A 16,504-nucleotide genomic window follows, 5' to 3' on the forward strand; every position below is an offset into this window, starting at 1 on the left:
TCGGTGCACCCATGCCGTCCGGCCGGCTCGTGGAATTCAGCGACGCTCGGCGAGCGACGACGCGTGGTGCTCGGGGGCGATCCGGTCGTCCGACGCGGGAGCATCGGGCGTCTCCGGATTCTCACTGCGCCCGCGGTACGTGCGATCGAGTCCGAACATGAAGAGGCCGGCGACGACGAGAACAGCGCCGAACAGGTAGTAGAGGGTCTCCGGGGTCCATCCTCCGTCGAGCAGGTAACCGGTGAGAATCGGCGCGACGATGGAGACGAGCCGGCCCACTCCGATCATGAGACCCACACCGGTCGCACGCACCGCCGCCGGATACACCGACGGGCTGATCGCATAGAACCCCGCGACGCCTCCGTTGGCTGCCATTCCGACACAGATGCACAGGACCATCCCCAGCGCGATGACCTCGAATCCGCTTGCATACGCGGCGAATACACCCGCACCGGCAAACATGAGCAGGGTGTTGACCAGTCGCGGCCGCAACACGACGGTCATGGCCGCGAATGCCAGCGCACCGACGACACCGCCGACGTTGATGAGAACCCCCGCCGTGGTGCCCGTACCCGCGTCACCGGTCACGTCGGTGAGCAGCTTCGGTGTCCAGGTGTTCGCGAAGTAGAAGGCCGCCATCAGGCACGAATATCCCAGCCACAGCAGTGCGGTGCGTCGTCCCATCAGCCCGGCGAACAGGCCGCCGCGCACACCCTGCACGCCGCGCGGGGCGGCCGGTTCCGGAAGCGCATCGGCCGTCGGGTATCCGAGTTTCGTGGCGATCGCGTTGTATCGGGCCAAAGCGTTCTTCGGACGCTTGTCGACGAGGTACTCGATGGATTCGGGCAGCGCGCGGACGACCACCAGCAGCAGGACCGCCGTCACCGCTGTGCCGAACACGAACGCGGACCGCCAGCCGAAGTGGGAGATGAGGACACCCGAGATCGCACCGCCGAGTGCCACGCCGGCCGGAAGGCCCGCCCCGTAGATGCCGAGTGTGACCCCGCGTCGCTTCTCGTTGCTGTTCTCGGAGACGAGGATGTTCAGGCTCGCGACGAGACCGCCGATACCGAGTCCGGCGAATGCCCGGAACACGATCAGCTGTTCGAGATTCATCGCCGCCGCGGACAGTCCCATTCCTATGGTCACGAGAACGAGGCACGCGATGGTGCCGCGGCGCCGTCCGATGCGGTCCGACAGCGGCGACAGGAAGAAGGCGCCGACGGCCATTCCGATCAGGCCGGCGCTGAGCAGATAACCGACCTCGACGGAGCCCAGGCCCCATTCCTTGCTCAGGTGCGGGGCGACGAACGCCATGATGAGGATTTCGAAGCCGTCGACCATGCACAGCAGGAAGCAGATCACGATCGTCCGGATCTGATAGGGGCGCATGGGTCGCGTGCGAATTGCTTCGCGGATGTCCATGTGACGGGCCTTTCGAGCAGTGTGGGGGGGTTCCAGCCGCCGCGCCGGATCCCGCGGGGCGAGAGCGCATGGGAGGGCACAGGGGCGCGAGCGAATCGACAGTGCGCAGAACATGCCGGTCGTTCGACAGGCGGGTGGATCACGTAGCCGGAGCGGTTACTCGACCAGGGCGCGGGTCACGGCGGGGCACCGTGGACACTCGCGGCGTGCCAAGAGTGACAGCGACCACCGCGGCTGTCAATTGCCGCTGCGCCGGGCCGGTCGTCACCGCGTCGATCTACAGTGGGTTGTGGCAACTCCCGAGACAAATCCGCTGCCGGCCCGCCCCGCGGGCACGCAGACCCTCTCGCGCGGACTGCACGCGCTGGAACTGGTGTCGAATTCCCCTGGCGGACTGACGATCCAGGACATCGCAGACCGGCTCGGCGTCCACCGCAGCATCGCGACGAGGCTGCTGACCACCATCGCCGAGCATCGGTTGATCAACCGGGGACCCGACGGCCGTTACCGGCCTGCGGGCGGGCTCGCGGCCCTCGCCGGGAGGGTCTACGCCGGCATGCGCGAGCAGGCGACACCGCTCATGCAGGAGCTCGCCGACCGGATCGGCGCGAGTGTGGCCCTCTTCGTCGCCGAGGTCGACGATGCTGTCGCGGTCACCGTGACGGAACCGGCGAACTCCAACGTCCGCGTCTCGTTCCGGCAGGGCGGCCGCCATCCGCTCGGCCGCGGCGCTGCCGGATACGCCCTGCTCGCAGCCCTGCCACCCCGCGAGAACGAGGATCCGCGGGTGACCGAGGGCCGTCGTGCCGGGTATGTCATGAGCTTCGGTGAGGTGGAGCGCGGCTATTGGGGTCTCGGCGTCCCACTGGCGCGACCGGCCAACGAGCCGGCCGCATGCCTGACCTTGATCAGCGCGTCGAAGGAGCTGCTCGAGAATTCCGTCGACGCGACCGTCTCGGCCGCAGCACAGATCAGTGGTTACGACATGTGACCTGCAGTTTCGTCAGCGACCCGCACCGGGCCTCCGGTGCGGGTCGCTTCGTTTCCGGGGCCGCCGAACGTCGGCCCGCCTTGACAGGGCGCGTGAGCTCGAGGTCACATAGTCGCATAGCGTGCACTTATCGCCGATATGCGTGCAAATAACGATCGAACGAAGGCTCAGGGTGCGTCACGGTCACGGGGCGACCGAACGCACCTACAAACCCGAAGGCGGGAACCGATGAACACCACGGAAGACTGCGACGTCGCCATCGTCGGAGCGGGACCGGTCGGCCTCATGCTCGCGAACATCCTCGGCATGTACGGCCACTCGGTCACCGTGCTCGAAGCCCTCGACGACCTGATCGACTATCCGCGCGGCGTCGGTCTCGACGACGAGTCCTTCCGCACCGTGCAGACCGTCGGACTCGCCGATGCAGTGCTGCCGCACACCAGTCCGCAACACATCATGCGACTGGTGAACGGCGCCGGGAAGGTCATCCTCGTCAACAATCCGCAGACCGACGAGTTCGGCTGGGAACGCAAACACGCCTTCATTCAGCCCGAAGTGGATCGTGCTCTGTACAACGGACTCTCGCGCTACGACAACGTTCGGGTGCTGTTCGGGCACCGAGTCGAAGATGTGGTGGAGGACACCGATGCGGTGACCGCGATCGCCGAGAACGTCGGTGCGGACGGAGAGGTGCACCGTCGTCGGATCCGGGCCCGGTATCTCGTCGGCTGCGAAGGCGGGAAGTCACCCACCCGCAAGCGTCTCGGCGTGACATTCGAAGGCGAATCCCCCTCCACGCGTTGGCTCGTCGTCGACGTGAACAACGATCCGCTCGGTACGCCGAACGTGTTCCTCGGCGCCGATCCGAAACGCCCGTACGTGTCCATCGGCCTGCCACATGCCGTGCGACGGTGGGAGTTCATGCTCCACGACGACGAGACCGAGGAGCAGGTCACCGACCCGGCGTTCGTCGAAAATCTTCTCGCCGAACATGTTCCGAACCCCTCGAGCCTCGAGTTCATCCGGCGTCGCGTGTTCACCCACCACGGACGCGTCGCCTCGCACTTCCGCAAGGGCAGGCAGATCATCGCCGGCGACGCCGCGCACCTGATGCCGGTGTGGCTCGGGCAGGGCTGGAACTCGGGCATGCGCGACGCCACCAATCTCGGGTGGAAACTGGCTTCCGTGCTGTCCGGGCAGGCCGGCGACGCCCTGCTCGACACCTACACGGACGAGCGCAAGGACCACGCCAAGGCGATGGTCGATCTGTCGCTCACCTTCGGCAAGTTCATCAAGATCACCAATCCGATCGCGGCGAGCGTCCGCGACGCGGCATCCTCGGCGCTCAACCTCTTCCCGCAGGTCAAGAGCTACTTCGCCGACATGCGCTTCAAGCCCATGCCCCGCTACCACCGCGGTGTTCTCGCCGACCCCACCACCCGTGACAGCGGACGCGCCCGTCCTGCACTCACCAGCAGACTGATCCCGGTGCGGACGGCGAACACGAAGGTCTCTCCGGTCGGTGTCCAGTTCCCGCAACCGCGGGTCACTTCCCGCGACGGCGCGAACCTCCTGCTCGACGACGTGATCGGCAACTGGTGGACGGTGATCGTGTGGGGCAACGACCCGACCGATATGCTGCCGCAGGACTCGATCGACAAGCTCACCGCACTGGGCGCCCGTCTCGTCGCCGTGGTCCCCGAAACGCAGCGGCACTGGATGGAACGCAGCGCCGATCCGCGTGTACTCGTCCTCGGCGATCACACCGGCAGGGTGAAGAAATGGTTCGACGACCGCCCCACCCCCATCGTCTTCCTGCGGCCCGACCGCTTCGTCGCCGGCGCGTGCCTGGCCCAAGACGCCCCGGCCACGCTCGACGCGATCCTCGCCGCGATGCACTTCACGCGGCGCCCCAGCGGCGCCGCGGCACCGCAGCCCGGGCGCGAGCCCGTCGACGCACTCTGATCCCCTCGTCTCCAGGAGCACACCGTGACCGACACCGTCACCATCCCCGACTACACCACCGACGCGTTCTTCGGTCTCGAGGACAAGTGGCTGCAGACCGCCGACGGCGAACTGACCCACTACCACGAGATCGGCGAGGGCACGCCCATCCTGTTCCTGCACGGCTCCGGCACCGGCGTGACCGCCGCCGCGAACTGGTGGCTCAACCTGCCCGCCCTCGGTGAGCACGGCCGTTGCATCGCCATCGACTCGATCGGCTACGGCCAGACCGTCGTTGCGGACGGCACCGAATACGGCATCCGCGAATGGGTGCGCCACGCCGTGCGCGTCCTCGACGCACTCGGCATCGAGAAGACCTGGATCGTCGGCAACTCGCTCGGCGGGTGGCTGGCGTTCCAGTTCGCCATCGACTTTCCGGAGCGGCTGCTCGGAATCGTCTCCATGGGAACCGGCGGAGCGAAGCTGACCGGCGCGCTGAAGTCGCATTCGAATCCCACCCTCACCGAGGAGGGGATCCGCAACACGCTCGAGATGTTCGTCGTGGACAAGTCCCTCGTCACCGACGAATTGGTGTCGTTGCGCTACAAGTCGGCACTCAACGACACCGCGTCGGACCGTCTCGCACAGGTCGTCGCGGCGCGCGACCGTGACCGCCACGAACTTCCGCTCGACTTCGATGTGCTCGCGCGACTGGAGATCCCCGTGCTGCTCATCCACGGCGTACAGGACGTCGTGATCCCGGTGTCACGCACGTGGGAGATCCTCAACGTCGTCCCGCACGCCGACGCCCACATCTTCAGCCGGTGCGGCCACTGGTCGCAGGTCGAGCGGGCGGAGGAGTTCAATGCGCTCATCGGCGACTACCTCGCCCGCCACGGCGTGGCACCCCGGGCGTGAGGTCGGCTCGATGACACAGGCACTGTTGTGCATGTCCCACAGCCCCCTGCTCGATCACGCGAACCCGCCGGCCGACACCAAGACCGCCGTCGAAGCCGCATTCGAACAGGCCAGAACGTTCGTGAAGGACTTCGATCCCGAGCTGATCGTCAATTTCGGTCCGGATCACTACAACGGGTTCTTCTACGACCTCATGCCGCCCTTCTGCCTCGGCTACAACGCGCGCGGCACCGGCGACTACGACTCGTACAGCGGCGAAATCGATGTGCCGACCGCCGTCGCCGAGGATCTCGCCCAGTTCGTCGTCGACCGCGGAATCGACCTGGCGATCTCACGCCGGATGGAGGTCGACCACGGCGCCGTCCAGCCGATGGAGATCCTGTACGACGGCGACGTGTCCGCGAAGCCGGTCCTGCCGGTGTTCGTCAACTCGGTGGCACGGCCGTTCGCGCCGATGTCGCGTGTCCGGGCGCTCGGCCGAGCCGTCGGCGAGTACTTCGCGGACGTGGACCGGCGCGTGCTGTTCATCGGATCCGGCGGCCTCTCCCACGACCCTCCGGTTCCGCAGTTCGCCACCGCCTCCGAAGCGCAGCGCGAATTCCTCACCGCTGGACGGAATCCCACACCGGAGTTCCGAGCCGCCCGGCAGGCCAACACGATCGAGACCGCGCGACGTTTCGCCGCCGGGGAAGCCGACATCATGGATCTGAACCCGGAATGGGATCGGGCCTTCCTCGACGTCTGCCGGTCCGGTCGGGTCGAGGACTTCGATCGATATACCGCCGACGACATGGACGCCACCGCCGGGCACTCCTCACACGAGGTGCGGACCTGGGTCGCCGCCTACTCCGCGTTGCGCGCGTGCGGGCCGTACCGGGTCGAGTACGAGTTCTACCGTCCCATCCGCGAGTACATCGCCGGGTTCGCGATCACCACGGCCCTGCCCGCCTGACCCCTCCGCCCCGTGCGTGGTTCTGGTAGCCGCTGCTACCGAAACCGCGCACGGGTCACAGGGTGCGGCGCAGGAACTCCACGATGTCACGAGCTGCGGTGTGGGCGGCGGGCGCGATGCCCGGAAGTGCCGCGAATCCGTGGATCGTGTCGGGATAGTCGTGGTGGTCGGCCGCGACGCCCGCCGCGCGCAATGTGGCGGCGTAGCGGAAACCGTGGTCGCGCAACGGATCGTGCCCGGCGGTGAGGATCAGCGCGGGCGGCAGCGACTCGTGTGAGGCGGCCCGGATCGGGGAGGCCCGCCAGTCCTCGGTGCCGTAACCGTCGCCGAGATACAGCCGCCCGAACGTCCGCATCTGCTTCGACGTGAGCAGCGGGGCGTTCGCATTGGCGGCCTCGGACGGCCACCGCTCGTACATCTCGACCGCCGGGTAGACGAGCACCTGGGCGCGCAGCGCGGGGCCGTCGGCGTCGCGGGCGTGCAGGGCCGCGACCGCCGCGAGGTTCCCGCCGGCGCTGTCGCCCATGACCGCGATCCGCTCCGGATCCCCGCCCAGCTCGGTGGCGTTCGACCGCACCCACTGCAATGCCGCCCACGCGTCGTCGACGGCGGCCGGATAAGGGTGTTCGGGAGCCAGCCGGTAGGTCGGGCACACGACGATCGCTCCGGCCTGCGCGGCGACACGACCGGCGATCCACCGGGACTGTTCGGGCGACCCGATACACCAGCCGCCGCCGTGGTAGTTCACCACGATCGGCCGGGGCCCGGCGTCGGCAGGGGTATGTATGCGCAACCGGATGCCGTTGTCGATGTGCCGGTCGGTCACGGCGACCCCCACCGCGTCGGTGCCGACGACCAGCCGACCCGGACGCGACGCGATCAGCCGGGCACGCCGCGCCCGCAGCGCGACCATCTGCGGTCCGTCGGACGGCTCACTGGCCAGGACCCGCAGGGCGGCACCGAACAGCCGGGTGCGGGCAGGCAGCGGCGTGACGGGGATCTGTTCCATCCAGCGAATATAGAAGGTCTTCGGCACGCCAAGGAGCCCCTCGCCCGATTTCCGGACGAGGGGCTCCTGTTCATCGGCTACCGCCTTATCGGACGACGAGTTCGCCGTCCTCCACCGCGACCGTCACGGCGCCGCCTTCGGCGAGTTCGTCGTCGAGCAGCAGGTCGGCGATGCGGTCGTCGACCTCGCGCTGGATGGCGCGGCGCAACGGCCGGGCTCCGAACTCGGGCTGGTGGCCGTGTTCGGCGATCCAGTCGACGGCGTCGGCTGCGATCTCCAGTTCGATACCCCTGGCCTGCAACCGCTCCCGCGACTCGTCGAGCAGCAGGTCGGTGATGCGGTGCAGCTGCTCGCCGTCGAGCTTGCGGAACAGCACGATCTCGTCGATGCGGTTGAGGAATTCCGGTCGCATCGATTCGCGCAGCCGGCCCATCACCCGGTCCCGCAGCGGCTTCTCGGCGGCTTCGGCGTCGCCGGTGGTGAAGCCGAGTGCCCCGCCGCGGCTGGAGATGATGTCCGAGCCCAGGTTGCTGGTCATGATCACCACGGTGTTGGTGAAGTCGACCGTGCGGCCCTGGCCGTCGGTGAGGCGGCCGTCGTCGAGCACCTGCAGCAGCGTGTTGAACACGTCCGGGTGCGCCTTCTCGATCTCGTCGAGCAGGACCACCGAGTACGGGTTGCGCCGTACCTGTTCGGTGAGCTGACCGGCCTCGCCGTAGCCGACGTACCCGGGAGGGGCACCGACGAGCCTGCTGACGGTGTGCCGTTCCCCGAACTCGCTCATGTCGACGCGCAGCATCTTGTTCTCCTCCCCGAACAGCACCTCGGCGAGCGCCTTGGCCAGTTCGGTCTTGCCGACACCGGTCGGCCCGAGGAACAGGAAGCTGCCGACGGGCCGGTGCGGATCGGCCATGCCGGCACGGCTGCGTCGCACCGCCCGCGCGACCGCGCGCACCGCCTCGTCCTGCCCGACGACCCGCTTGTGCAGTTCGTCCTCCAGGCCGCGCAGCCGGTCCTTCTCGGCCTGCGTCATGCGGGTCGCCGGGATTCCGGTTGCCCGCGAGACGATCTCGGCGATCAGTTCGGAGTTCACCTCGGGTGCGTCGACATCCTCGACGGCCGGGGTTCCGGCGTCGAGGCGGGCCTGCACGCGGGCGATCTCGTCGCGCAGACGCGACGCCTGTTCGTACTGTTCCGCCTTGACGGCCTCGTCCTTCTCGGTTTCGAGGGCCGCGAGACGGTTGCGCAGTTCGACGGTGTCGACGCGCGGGGTCCGCAACCGCAGGCGCGCACCGGCCTGATCGATCAGGTCGATCGCCTTGTCCGGCAGGTGCCGGTCCGGCAGATACCGGACGGACAGATCGACCGCGGCTTCGAGCGCGTCGTCCGTGTAGACGACACCGTGGAACTCGGCGTATCGGTCGCGCAGTCCGCGCAGGATCGCGACGGCGTCCGCGTGGGCGGGTTCGCCGACGGTGACCGGCTGGAACCGCCGCTCGAGCGCCGGGTCCTTCTCGATGTGCTTGCGGTACTCGTCGAGGGTCGTCGCGCCAACGACGTGCAGCTCGCCGCGCGCGAGTTTGGGCTTGAGGATGTTGCCGGCGTCCATGGCGCCTTCGCTGCCTCCGCCGCCCGCACCGACGACGGTGTGGATTTCGTCGATGAAGACGATCAGCTCACCGGACTGTGCGGTGATCTCGTCGAGCACGTTCGTCAGCCGTTCCTCGAAGTCTCCGCGGTAGCGGGTGCCGGCGACCATCGAGGTGAGGTCGAGCTGGACGATGCGCTTGTCGCGCAACGTGTCCGGCACGTCTCCGTCGACGATGCGCTGGGCGAGACCTTCGACGATCGCGGTCTTGCCGACTCCGGCCTCCCCGACGAGCACCGGGTTGTTCTTGGTACGCCGCGACAGGATCTCGACGGTCTGCTCGATCTCGTCGGCGCGGCCGATGACCGGGTCGATGTGCCCGTCGCGGGCACGGGAGGTCAGGTCGACGCCGAACTTGTCGAGGGTCGGGGTGGCGGACTCCGCCTGCGGCGCCGCCGCAGCCGGTTGCAGCGCTGCCTGCAGCGACTGCGGGGTCACCCCGAGCGACGCGAGCAGCCGGCCCGGTCCGCGGGTGCGGTCGGCGGCGAGCGCGAAGAACACGTGCTCGGGGTCGATGTAGGTCGAGCCGAGCGCGCGGGCGAACTGGTGCGCCTCGAGCAGCGCGGTCCGCACGGCGCCGCTGAGGGCCGGCGCGGTCGCGCCGTCCGCGACGCCCGCTTCCGGGAGTCGTTCGTCGACGGCCGCGACGACCGCGGCGGGGTCGGCACCGGAACGGGTCATGACCGTCCGGGCCGGGTCCTGCTCCGCCATGACGCGGAGGACGTGCAGCGCATCGAGATCGGCGTCGCCGCGTTCGGCGGCGAAACGGGCGGCAGCGGCCATGAGGTCCTGTGTGCCGCGGCTGAGGAAACGGGTGATGTCGATGCGGCCAGGGCCACCAGGCCCGAAGAATGACGGCATTCCGAAGCCTTTCTTCCGAGACTTGAGTCTTACGAACTCAACTAACGTGCCGAATACCCGATCAATTCCCGAGACAACGTGATCTGCATCACCTACTTGGTTGAGCACATCTATATTGCGCACAACATAACGGGGCGCTATGTTCTTCCTCGTGTCCGATGCTTTCACCCTCGACCAGCAGGTCTGCTTCGCCCTCTACAGAGCGTCGCGGGCCACCACCGCCGTCTACCGCCCCCATCTGGATCGGCTCGGCCTCACCTATCCGCAGTATCTGGTGATGCTGGCCCTGTGGGAGCGCGACGGTCGCGGTGTCCAGGACCTGTGCGACGCGCTCGACCTCGACACCGGCACCCTTTCGCCGCTCCTCAAGCGGCTCGAGACCGCCGGGCTGATCGAGCGACGCCGGCAGAGCACCGACGAACGCCGCGTCGTCGTGCACCTGACCGGCGCCGGCACCGACATGCGCTCGGGAGCGCAGGACATCCCGGAATGCATCGCCCGGGCCTCCGGGCTCGACATTCCGGAACTGCTCGCCCTGCGCGACACGCTCCACACCATGACCGCGGCACTCCGCACCACCTCGACTCACACGACAGGGAGCGCACGATGAACGTCCTCTACACCGCCGAAGCCCTCTCCACCGGCGCCGCCCGCAACGGCAGCGTCCGCACCAGCGACGGCCGGCTCGACCTGCAGCTCGCCATGCCCACCGAGATGGGCGGCTCCGGCGACGGCACCAACCCGGAGCAGCTGTTCGCCGCCGGCTACGCCGCGTGCTTCCACTCCGCACTGCAGCTCATCGCCCGCCAGGAGAAGGCCGACATCACCGATTCCGCCGTGGGCGCACGCGTCGGTATCGGCCCCAACGACGGCGGTGGTTTCGAGCTGACCGTCACGCTCGAGGTCACCCTCCCCAACGTGCCGCGCGACCAGGCGCTCGCGCTGACCGAGAAGGCGCACCAGGTGTGCCCGTACTCCAACGCGACCCGCGGCAATATCGAGGTCGCGCTCGAGGTGTCCGAAGACTGACCTCCGCCGCAGGCCCTACTGTGGTGGATGTGTGCAAGCAGGACGATTCGCGGCTCGCGCGGTTCACCGCGACCCTCGGTTTCGCCCTCGACGACTTCCAGCTCCGCGCGTGCCGGGCTCTCGACGACGGCCGGGACGTGCTGGTCTGCGCGCCCACCGGGTCCGGCAAGACCGTGGTCGGCGAGTTCGCCGCGACCCTTGCGCTCGCCGGTGAGGGCAAGTGCTTCTACACCACGCCGATCAAGGCGCTGAGCAACCAGAAGTACAGCGATCTCGCGGCACGCTTCGGCGACGACCACGTCGGCCTGCTCACCGGCGACGTCTCGCTGCGCCCCCACGCACCGGTGGTGGTGATGACGACCGAAGTGCTGCGCAGCATGCTGCACGGCGATTCCCCGCTGCTCGACGGGCTGACCCACGTCGTGATGGACGAGGTGCACTACCTCGCCGACCGCGACCGCGGCGCCGTGTGGGAGGAAACGATCCTCACGCTCCCGTCGGCCGTCCGGCTCGTGAGCCTGTCGGCGACGGTGAGCAATGCCGAGGAGTTCGGTGAGTGGATCGGCCGGATCCGCGGCCCGACGACCGTCGTCGTCGAGGAACATCGACCGGTGCCGTTGTGGCAGCACGTGCTGGCCGGTGGACGGTTGTTCGACCTGTTCTCCCCCGTCACCGGCACCGTCGACGAACAACTCGTCCGGTACATCGCGCACCGGCAACTCGTCGAGGCCGCACCCGCGATTCCCGGCCGGGGACGACGCCGTCGACGCACCGCCACCCCGGGGCCGGCCGGCGCCGATCGCCCGGAACTGGTGGCGCGACTCGAAGCCGAGGCATTGCTGCCGGCGATCTGGTTCCGGTTCAGTCGCTCCGGTTGCGACACCGCGGTCGACGAATGCCTGCGTTCGTCACTGCGCCTGACCGATGCCCACGACGTCGAGCGGATCCGCTCGATCGCCGAAAAGCACGTTGCGACAGTATCTCCCGCAGATCTCGACGCGCTGGGATACGTCGGGTGGCTGGACGGTCTCGAGCGCGGCTTCGCGGCCCACCACGCCGGCATGGTGCCGGTGTTCCGGCACGCGGTCGAGGAACTGTTCGGTCTGGGCCTGGTGCGCGTCGTCTTCGCCACCGAAACCCTCGCGGTGGGTGTGAACATGCCGGCGCGCACCGTCGTGCTCGAAAGGCTCGTCAAACCGACCGCGCACGGCCCAGAACGGATCACTCCCGGGGAGTACACGCAACTCACCGGCCGCGCCGGTCGCCGCGGCATCGACACCGAGGGGCACGCCGTGGTGCTGTGGACCCCCGAGGTGCAGCCGGCGACGGTCGCCGGGCTGGCCTCCACCCGCACCTATCCGCTGACCAGTTCGCTGCGGGTCGGCTACAACACGGCCGTGAACCTGGTGGACCGTCTCGGCGCGCCCGCCGCTCGCGACCTTCTGCGTCGGTCGTTCGCCCAGTTCCAGGCGGAGAAGTCCGTGGCGGCGCTCACCGCGGCGGCGCGCACGAACAGCGCGAGCCTGCACGAACTCGACCGTGAACTCGCTGCCGTCAAAGGGCTTTCGGAGTACCTGGCGCTGCGCGACCGGCTCGTCGCGGCACGTGGCGTGGCCGGTTCGGACGCGGTCACGGCGCTGGCCCGGGCCGTGCGATCCCATCCGGTGCACCGGCGCGGCGACCGCGATCGCCTGCTCACGCTCGCCGCCCGGCGCCGCACGCTCGGTGACGACACCGACGCGATGCGCATCCGCATCGCGGCCGTCACCGACCGCCTCACCGGCACGTTCGACGGCGTGCTGGCCCTGCTCGACGAACGCGGCCACGTCGTACTCGATCCGCACAGCGGGCGCGCCCACGTCACCGAGGAGGGCCACCGGCTGTCCCGGATCTATTGCACGAACGACCTTCTCGTCGCCGAATGCCTGCGCGGCGGCGCCTGGTCCGGACTCGCTCCGGCCGAGCTGGCGGCGGTCGTGTCGACCGTGATCGGCGAATCAGGACACCGGGTGCCGGCACGGTCCGGGGCGGCGACCGCCGCGGTGGACGAGGCGCTGCGCGCCACCGGGCGGATGTGGGCGGAACTGGCAGGAGCGGAGCAACGCCTCGGGCTCCCGGTCTCGCCCGAACCCGATCCGGTCGCGGTCGTCGCGATCCACCGGCTCGCCCGTGGCGACGGGCTGGCCGCCGCGATGCGCGCCGTCGACAGCGACGTCTCGGCCGGCGACCTACTCCGACGCTATCTGCGCACCCTGGACCTGATCGGCCAGACCGGGCTGTGCGACCGCGGTGCCCTGCCCGTGCCCGGCGCGTGCGCCACCGAGGCCGCGACCACGAACATCAGTTGAGCGAACACAGCTGTTCGGACAGATCCCACAACTGCCGCGCGACCGCGACGTCCTGGGAGCGGGCGTTCGACCGCACCCGGTGCGGGTGGCCACGGGTCTCGAACAGCTTGTCCGGCCCGTAGAACCCGCCGGGCACGACGTCCGGTGAGGTCGCCGCGTACAGCGACGGCAGCGCCCCCATCTCCGCGGACTGCCCGAGGATCGGGTTGCCGAGTTTCATCACCCAGTCCTGGAACGACTCGGTGTGGGACTGCAGATTCGTCCGCGCATATCCGGGGTGCGCGGCGACCGACAGCACGGTCGATCCCTGCGCGGTCAGCCTGCGTTGCAGCTCGTACGCGAACAGCAGGTTCGCCAGCTTCGACTGCCCGTACGCGAGCCAGCGCTGATAGCGGCGGCGTTCCCAGTTCAGGTCGTCGAGATCGATCCGCCCCGCCTTGTGGGCGGCGCTGGAGACGGTGACGACCCGCTCGGTGATCCGGTCGAGCATCAGATTCGTCAACGCGAAGTGCCCCAGGTGGTTGGTACCGATCTGCATCTCGAAGCCGTCGGCGGTCCGGCGCAGCGGCACCGCCATCACCCCGGCGTTGTTGACGAGCACGTCGACCTTCTCGATGCCCCCGGCGAACTCGCGCACCGACGCGAGATCCGCGAGGTCGAGCCGCCGTACCTGTGCGCGGGAGCCGATCGACGCGGCGACCGCCTCCCCTTTCGCCACGTCGCGGCACGCGAGGATCACGTCCGCGCCAGCCCCCGCGAGGGCCCGCGCGGTGTGCTCCCCCAATCCGCTGTTGGCGCCGGTGACGACGACGGTGCGACCCTGCTGATCCGGAATGTCCCCTGTGGTCCAAGCGGTCATGGCGGCCACCCTACGCCGAGCGGCACGCTGCGACGACACGTGCAGGAAACATCCCAGGGATACGGTCGCCGACATTCCGATCCCACACATGCGGCGTGCCGGAAGGACCGCTGCCCGAGCCGACGAGGAGCCCGCCGTGCCACCACGCCACCGTTCGGCTCTGCTCGCGCAGTTCGACGTCGCCGTCCCGGGCCGCCCGCAGCAGGCGATCCTCGACGAGTTGCGCCGCGTCGTGCTGTCCGGTTCGGCACCGCCGGGCACAGCGATCCCGGTCGGTGAGGTCGCGGACCTGTTCGGAGTGAGCCGGATCCCGATCCGGGAGGCGCTCAAGACACTGGTCGGTGAGGGTCTCGTCGACCATCGTCAGAACGGCGGTTACACGGTCGCGCGGCTGACGGCGGCCGAACTGCGCGAGATGTACCTGGTCCGGGAGACACTCGAGGCCGCGTCGTTGACGGCGGCGGTCGCGCACGCCACCGACGCCGATCACGAACTCGCCCGCGCAAGTCACGAGCGCCTCGAGCAGGCTGTCACCGAGAACGATCCGGTCGCCTATCACCGGGAGAGCCGGGTGTTCCACATGGCGCTGACCGTTCCGTCGCGCATGTACCGGCTGCTGCACATGCTCGAATCCGCCTGGAACATCACCGAACCCGTTCAGCCGATGGTGCACGTGACCGCCGCTCAGCGTGCCGTGCTGCACGCCGATCACGGACGCATGCTCGATTCCTTCCTCGCCCGCGACGTCCGGGGACTGCTCGCAGCGACCGAAGTCCACAATCGCCGGCTGGATTCGGCGATCGAGACCTTGCCGGTCGACACCGGCCTGCTGTCCCGCGAAGATATACAGTTCGAGTAATACGGCGGCAACACGGCGTCGATACCGTTTCGGGCATCGGACGTCACCGCCGCCGCTGGCGTTCCGGGCACACATCCTTCGCCAAGTAGTCGCCGAATCATTTTCTTCCACATGCGGATTCGTCGTCGGATTCCCGTCGATGCCAGGAGCACCCATGACCGATGTGATCGTATCCACCGCCGCCACCGGCGGGTCCCCGTCCATGCCGCCGTACGACCCGCGGCTGACGAACGACGACCTCGCCCCGCTGAAGGAACAGCGGTGGGGCTCGTACAACATCTTCGCCTTCTGGATGTCCGACGTGCACAGTGTCGGCGGGTATGTGACGGCCGGAAGTCTTTTCGCGCTCGGCCTGGCGAGCTGGCAGGTGCTGGTGTCGCTGCTGGCGGGGATCACGATCGTCTACTTCTTCTGCAACCTGGTGGCCAAACCCAGCCAGGTGACCGGTGTGCCCTATCCGGTGATCTGCCGCAGCGTGTTCGGCGTGCTCGGCGCGAACATCCCGGCCGTCATCCGCGGACTGATCGCGGTGGCCTGGTACGGCATCCAGACGTTCCTCGCGTCGGCGGCGCTGGATGTGGTGCTCGTGAAGCTGTTTCCGTCGCTCGCCCCGTACGCCGTCGTGGACGACTACGGATTCGCGGGACTTTCCGCCCTCGGATGGGTCAGCTTCCTGACCCTCTGGGTGCTGCAGGCGTGCGTGTTCTGGCGCGGCATGGAATCGATCCGCAAGTTCATCGACTTCTGCGGCCCCGCCGTGTACGTCGTGATGTTCCTGCTGTGCGGCTATCTCGTTTCCCAGGCCGGCTGGAGCGCGATCGACCTCAACCTCGGCGCAGTCACCCACACGGGCCTGGACGCGGTACCGGTGATGCTCGGCGCGATCGCGCTCGTCGTGTCGTACTTCTCCGGCCCCATGCTCAACTTCGGGGACTTCTCCCGGTACGGCAAGTCCTTCGCCGCCGTCAAGCGTGGCAATTTCCTCGGCCTGCCGATCAACTTCCTGGTGTTCTCCCTCCTCGTCGTGATCACCGCGTCGCTGACCGTGCCGGTGTACGGGGAACTGATCACCGACCCGGTCGAGACGGTCGCCCGCATCGACTCGACGTTCGCGATCGTCCTGGGCGCGCTGACCTTCGCCGTCGCCACCATCGGCATCAACATCGTCGCGAACTTCATCTCGCCGGCGTTCGACTTCTCGAACGTGAGTCCGCAGCGGATCAGCTGGCGAGCCGGCGGCATGATCGCCGCGGTCGGCTCGGTGCTGATCACGCCGTGGAACCTCTACAACAACCCAGACGTCATCCACTACACGCTCGAGACGCTCGGCGCGTTCATCGGGCCGCTGTTCGGCATCCTCATCGCCGACTACTACCTGGTTCGCAAGCAGAAGGTGCTCGTCGACGACCTGTTCACGATGTCCGAGAAGGGCGCCTACTGGTACCGCAGGGGATACAACCCGGCCGCAGTGATCGCCACGGTCGTCGGTGCCGTCGTCGCGATGATCCCGGTGCTGTTCAACGACGCCCCCGGCATGCACACTGCGGCGCAGTACAGCTGGTTCATCGGCTGCGGCCTCGGATTCGCCGTCTACCACCTCCTCGCAACCCGAACCCGGCTCGCGGTGCGCGTCCTCACCCCCGCACAGGAAGCTGCCTGAT

13 protein-coding genes are annotated in these 16,504 nt (G+C 68.5%); 9 read left to right on the top strand and 4 right to left on the bottom strand.

Annotation, left to right across the window (positions count from 1 at the left end; translation table 11 throughout):
- Positions 1 to 36: 36 nt before the first annotated feature.
- The gene (locus tag A8G15_RS16615) at positions 37 to 1,539 is read right to left on the bottom strand and encodes an MFS transporter (protein ID WP_082899954.1); all 1,503 of its coding nucleotides are present in this window, start codon (positions 1,537 to 1,539) and stop codon (positions 37 to 39) included.
- Positions 1,540 to 1,714: 175 nt separating this feature from the next.
- On the opposite strand from A8G15_RS16615, the gene A8G15_RS16620 reads away from it, so the two are divergent.
- The 4 genes from A8G15_RS16620 to A8G15_RS16635 all read left to right on the top strand — a co-directional run bounded on the left by A8G15_RS16620 (position 1,715) and on the right by A8G15_RS16635 (position 6,230).
- Complete coding sequence (locus A8G15_RS16620; RefSeq protein WP_245687872.1) at positions 1,715 to 2,416, top strand: IclR family transcriptional regulator; 702 nt, start codon at positions 1,715 to 1,717, stop codon at positions 2,414 to 2,416.
- 228 nt (positions 2,417 to 2,644) lie between these two features.
- Entirely contained in the window at positions 2,645 to 4,381 is a 1,737-nt protein-coding gene (locus A8G15_RS16625) for a bifunctional 3-(3-hydroxy-phenyl)propionate/3-hydroxycinnamic acid hydroxylase (protein ID WP_068161762.1), read from the top strand.
- A gap of 24 nt (positions 4,382 to 4,405) precedes the next feature.
- A complete protein-coding gene (locus A8G15_RS16630; RefSeq protein ID WP_068161765.1) occupies positions 4,406 to 5,278 on the top strand; it encodes an alpha/beta fold hydrolase in 873 nt (290 codons plus the stop codon).
- A gap of 10 nt (positions 5,279 to 5,288) precedes the next feature.
- On the top strand, positions 5,289 to 6,230 hold the full coding sequence (locus A8G15_RS16635; RefSeq protein WP_068161768.1) for a 3-carboxyethylcatechol 2,3-dioxygenase: 942 nt from the start codon (positions 5,289 to 5,291) through the stop codon (positions 6,228 to 6,230).
- 55 nt (positions 6,231 to 6,285) lie between these two features.
- Here the strand turns inward: A8G15_RS16635 and A8G15_RS16640 are convergent, their stop codons facing one another.
- On the bottom strand, positions 6,286 to 7,239 hold the full coding sequence (locus A8G15_RS16640; protein ID WP_068161771.1) for an alpha/beta hydrolase: 954 nt from the start codon (positions 7,237 to 7,239) through the stop codon (positions 6,286 to 6,288).
- Positions 7,240 to 7,324: 85 nt separating this feature from the next.
- Complete coding sequence (locus A8G15_RS16645) at positions 7,325 to 9,748, bottom strand: ATP-dependent Clp protease ATP-binding subunit (RefSeq protein ID WP_068161774.1); 2,424 nt, start codon at positions 9,746 to 9,748, stop codon at positions 7,325 to 7,327.
- Between the two features lie 151 nt (positions 9,749 to 9,899).
- Between A8G15_RS16645 and A8G15_RS16650 the strand changes: the two genes are divergently transcribed.
- The 3 genes from A8G15_RS16650 to A8G15_RS16660 are packed head-to-tail and all read left to right on the top strand — an operon-like array spanning position 9,900 to position 13,125.
- A complete protein-coding gene (locus A8G15_RS16650) occupies positions 9,900 to 10,358 on the top strand; it encodes a MarR family winged helix-turn-helix transcriptional regulator (RefSeq protein ID WP_281180693.1) in 459 nt (152 codons plus the stop codon).
- Positions 10,355 to 10,777 (top strand): organic hydroperoxide resistance protein, encoded by a 423-nt coding sequence (locus tag A8G15_RS16655; protein ID WP_068161780.1) that lies wholly within the window; start codon positions 10,355 to 10,357, stop codon positions 10,775 to 10,777. Before A8G15_RS16650 ends, A8G15_RS16655 begins: the two co-directional genes overlap by 4 nt.
- Before the next feature lie 29 nt (positions 10,778 to 10,806).
- On the top strand, positions 10,807 to 13,125 hold the full coding sequence (locus A8G15_RS16660; RefSeq protein WP_068161952.1) for a DEAD/DEAH box helicase: 2,319 nt from the start codon (positions 10,807 to 10,809) through the stop codon (positions 13,123 to 13,125).
- Here A8G15_RS16660 and A8G15_RS16665 read toward each other — a convergent pair.
- Positions 13,118 to 13,984 carry an oxidoreductase gene (locus A8G15_RS16665; protein WP_068161783.1) on the bottom strand — a complete coding sequence of 289 codons (867 nt, stop codon included), beginning with the start codon at positions 13,982 to 13,984 and terminating at the stop codon, positions 13,118 to 13,120. The two genes, A8G15_RS16660 and A8G15_RS16665, sit on opposite strands and share 8 nt — an antisense overlap.
- A gap of 136 nt (positions 13,985 to 14,120) precedes the next feature.
- Between A8G15_RS16665 and A8G15_RS16670 the strand changes: the two genes are divergently transcribed.
- Positions 14,121 to 14,843 carry a GntR family transcriptional regulator gene (locus A8G15_RS16670; protein ID WP_068161954.1) on the top strand — a complete coding sequence of 241 codons (723 nt, stop codon included), beginning with the start codon at positions 14,121 to 14,123 and terminating at the stop codon, positions 14,841 to 14,843.
- 154 nt (positions 14,844 to 14,997) lie between these two features.
- Complete coding sequence (locus A8G15_RS16675) at positions 14,998 to 16,503, top strand: NCS1 family nucleobase:cation symporter-1 (RefSeq protein WP_068161787.1); 1,506 nt, start codon at positions 14,998 to 15,000, stop codon at positions 16,501 to 16,503.
- Position 16,504 lies beyond the last annotated feature (1 nt).

It is taken from the genome of Rhodococcus phenolicus (assembly GCF_001646785.1).
GTDB lineage: Bacteria > Actinomycetota > Actinomycetes > Mycobacteriales > Mycobacteriaceae > Rhodococcus > Rhodococcus phenolicus.

What these genes read in the sequence shown, in the direction of transcription:
- A8G15_RS16645 (WP_068161774.1), bottom strand. Translation starts at nt 9,748, where the DNA reads ATGCCGTCATTCTTCGGGCCTGGTGGCCCTGGCCGCATCGACATCACC.
- A8G15_RS16640 (WP_068161771.1), bottom strand. Translation starts at nt 7,239, where the DNA reads ATGGAACAGATCCCCGTCACGCCGCTGCCTGCCCGCACCCGGCTGTTC.
- A8G15_RS16625 (WP_068161762.1), top strand. Translation starts at nt 2,645, where the DNA reads ATGAACACCACGGAAGACTGCGACGTCGCCATCGTCGGAGCGGGACCG.
- A8G15_RS16635 (WP_068161768.1), top strand. Translation starts at nt 5,289, where the DNA reads ATGACACAGGCACTGTTGTGCATGTCCCACAGCCCCCTGCTCGATCAC.
- A8G15_RS16655 (WP_068161780.1), top strand. Translation starts at nt 10,355, where the DNA reads ATGAACGTCCTCTACACCGCCGAAGCCCTCTCCACCGGCGCCGCCCGC.
- A8G15_RS16675 (WP_068161787.1), top strand. Translation starts at nt 14,998, where the DNA reads ATGACCGATGTGATCGTATCCACCGCCGCCACCGGCGGGTCCCCGTCC.
- A8G15_RS16665 (WP_068161783.1), bottom strand. Translation starts at nt 13,984, where the DNA reads ATGACCGCTTGGACCACAGGGGACATTCCGGATCAGCAGGGTCGCACC.
- A8G15_RS16615 (WP_082899954.1), bottom strand. Translation starts at nt 1,539, where the DNA reads ATGTTCTGCGCACTGTCGATTCGCTCGCGCCCCTGTGCCCTCCCATGC.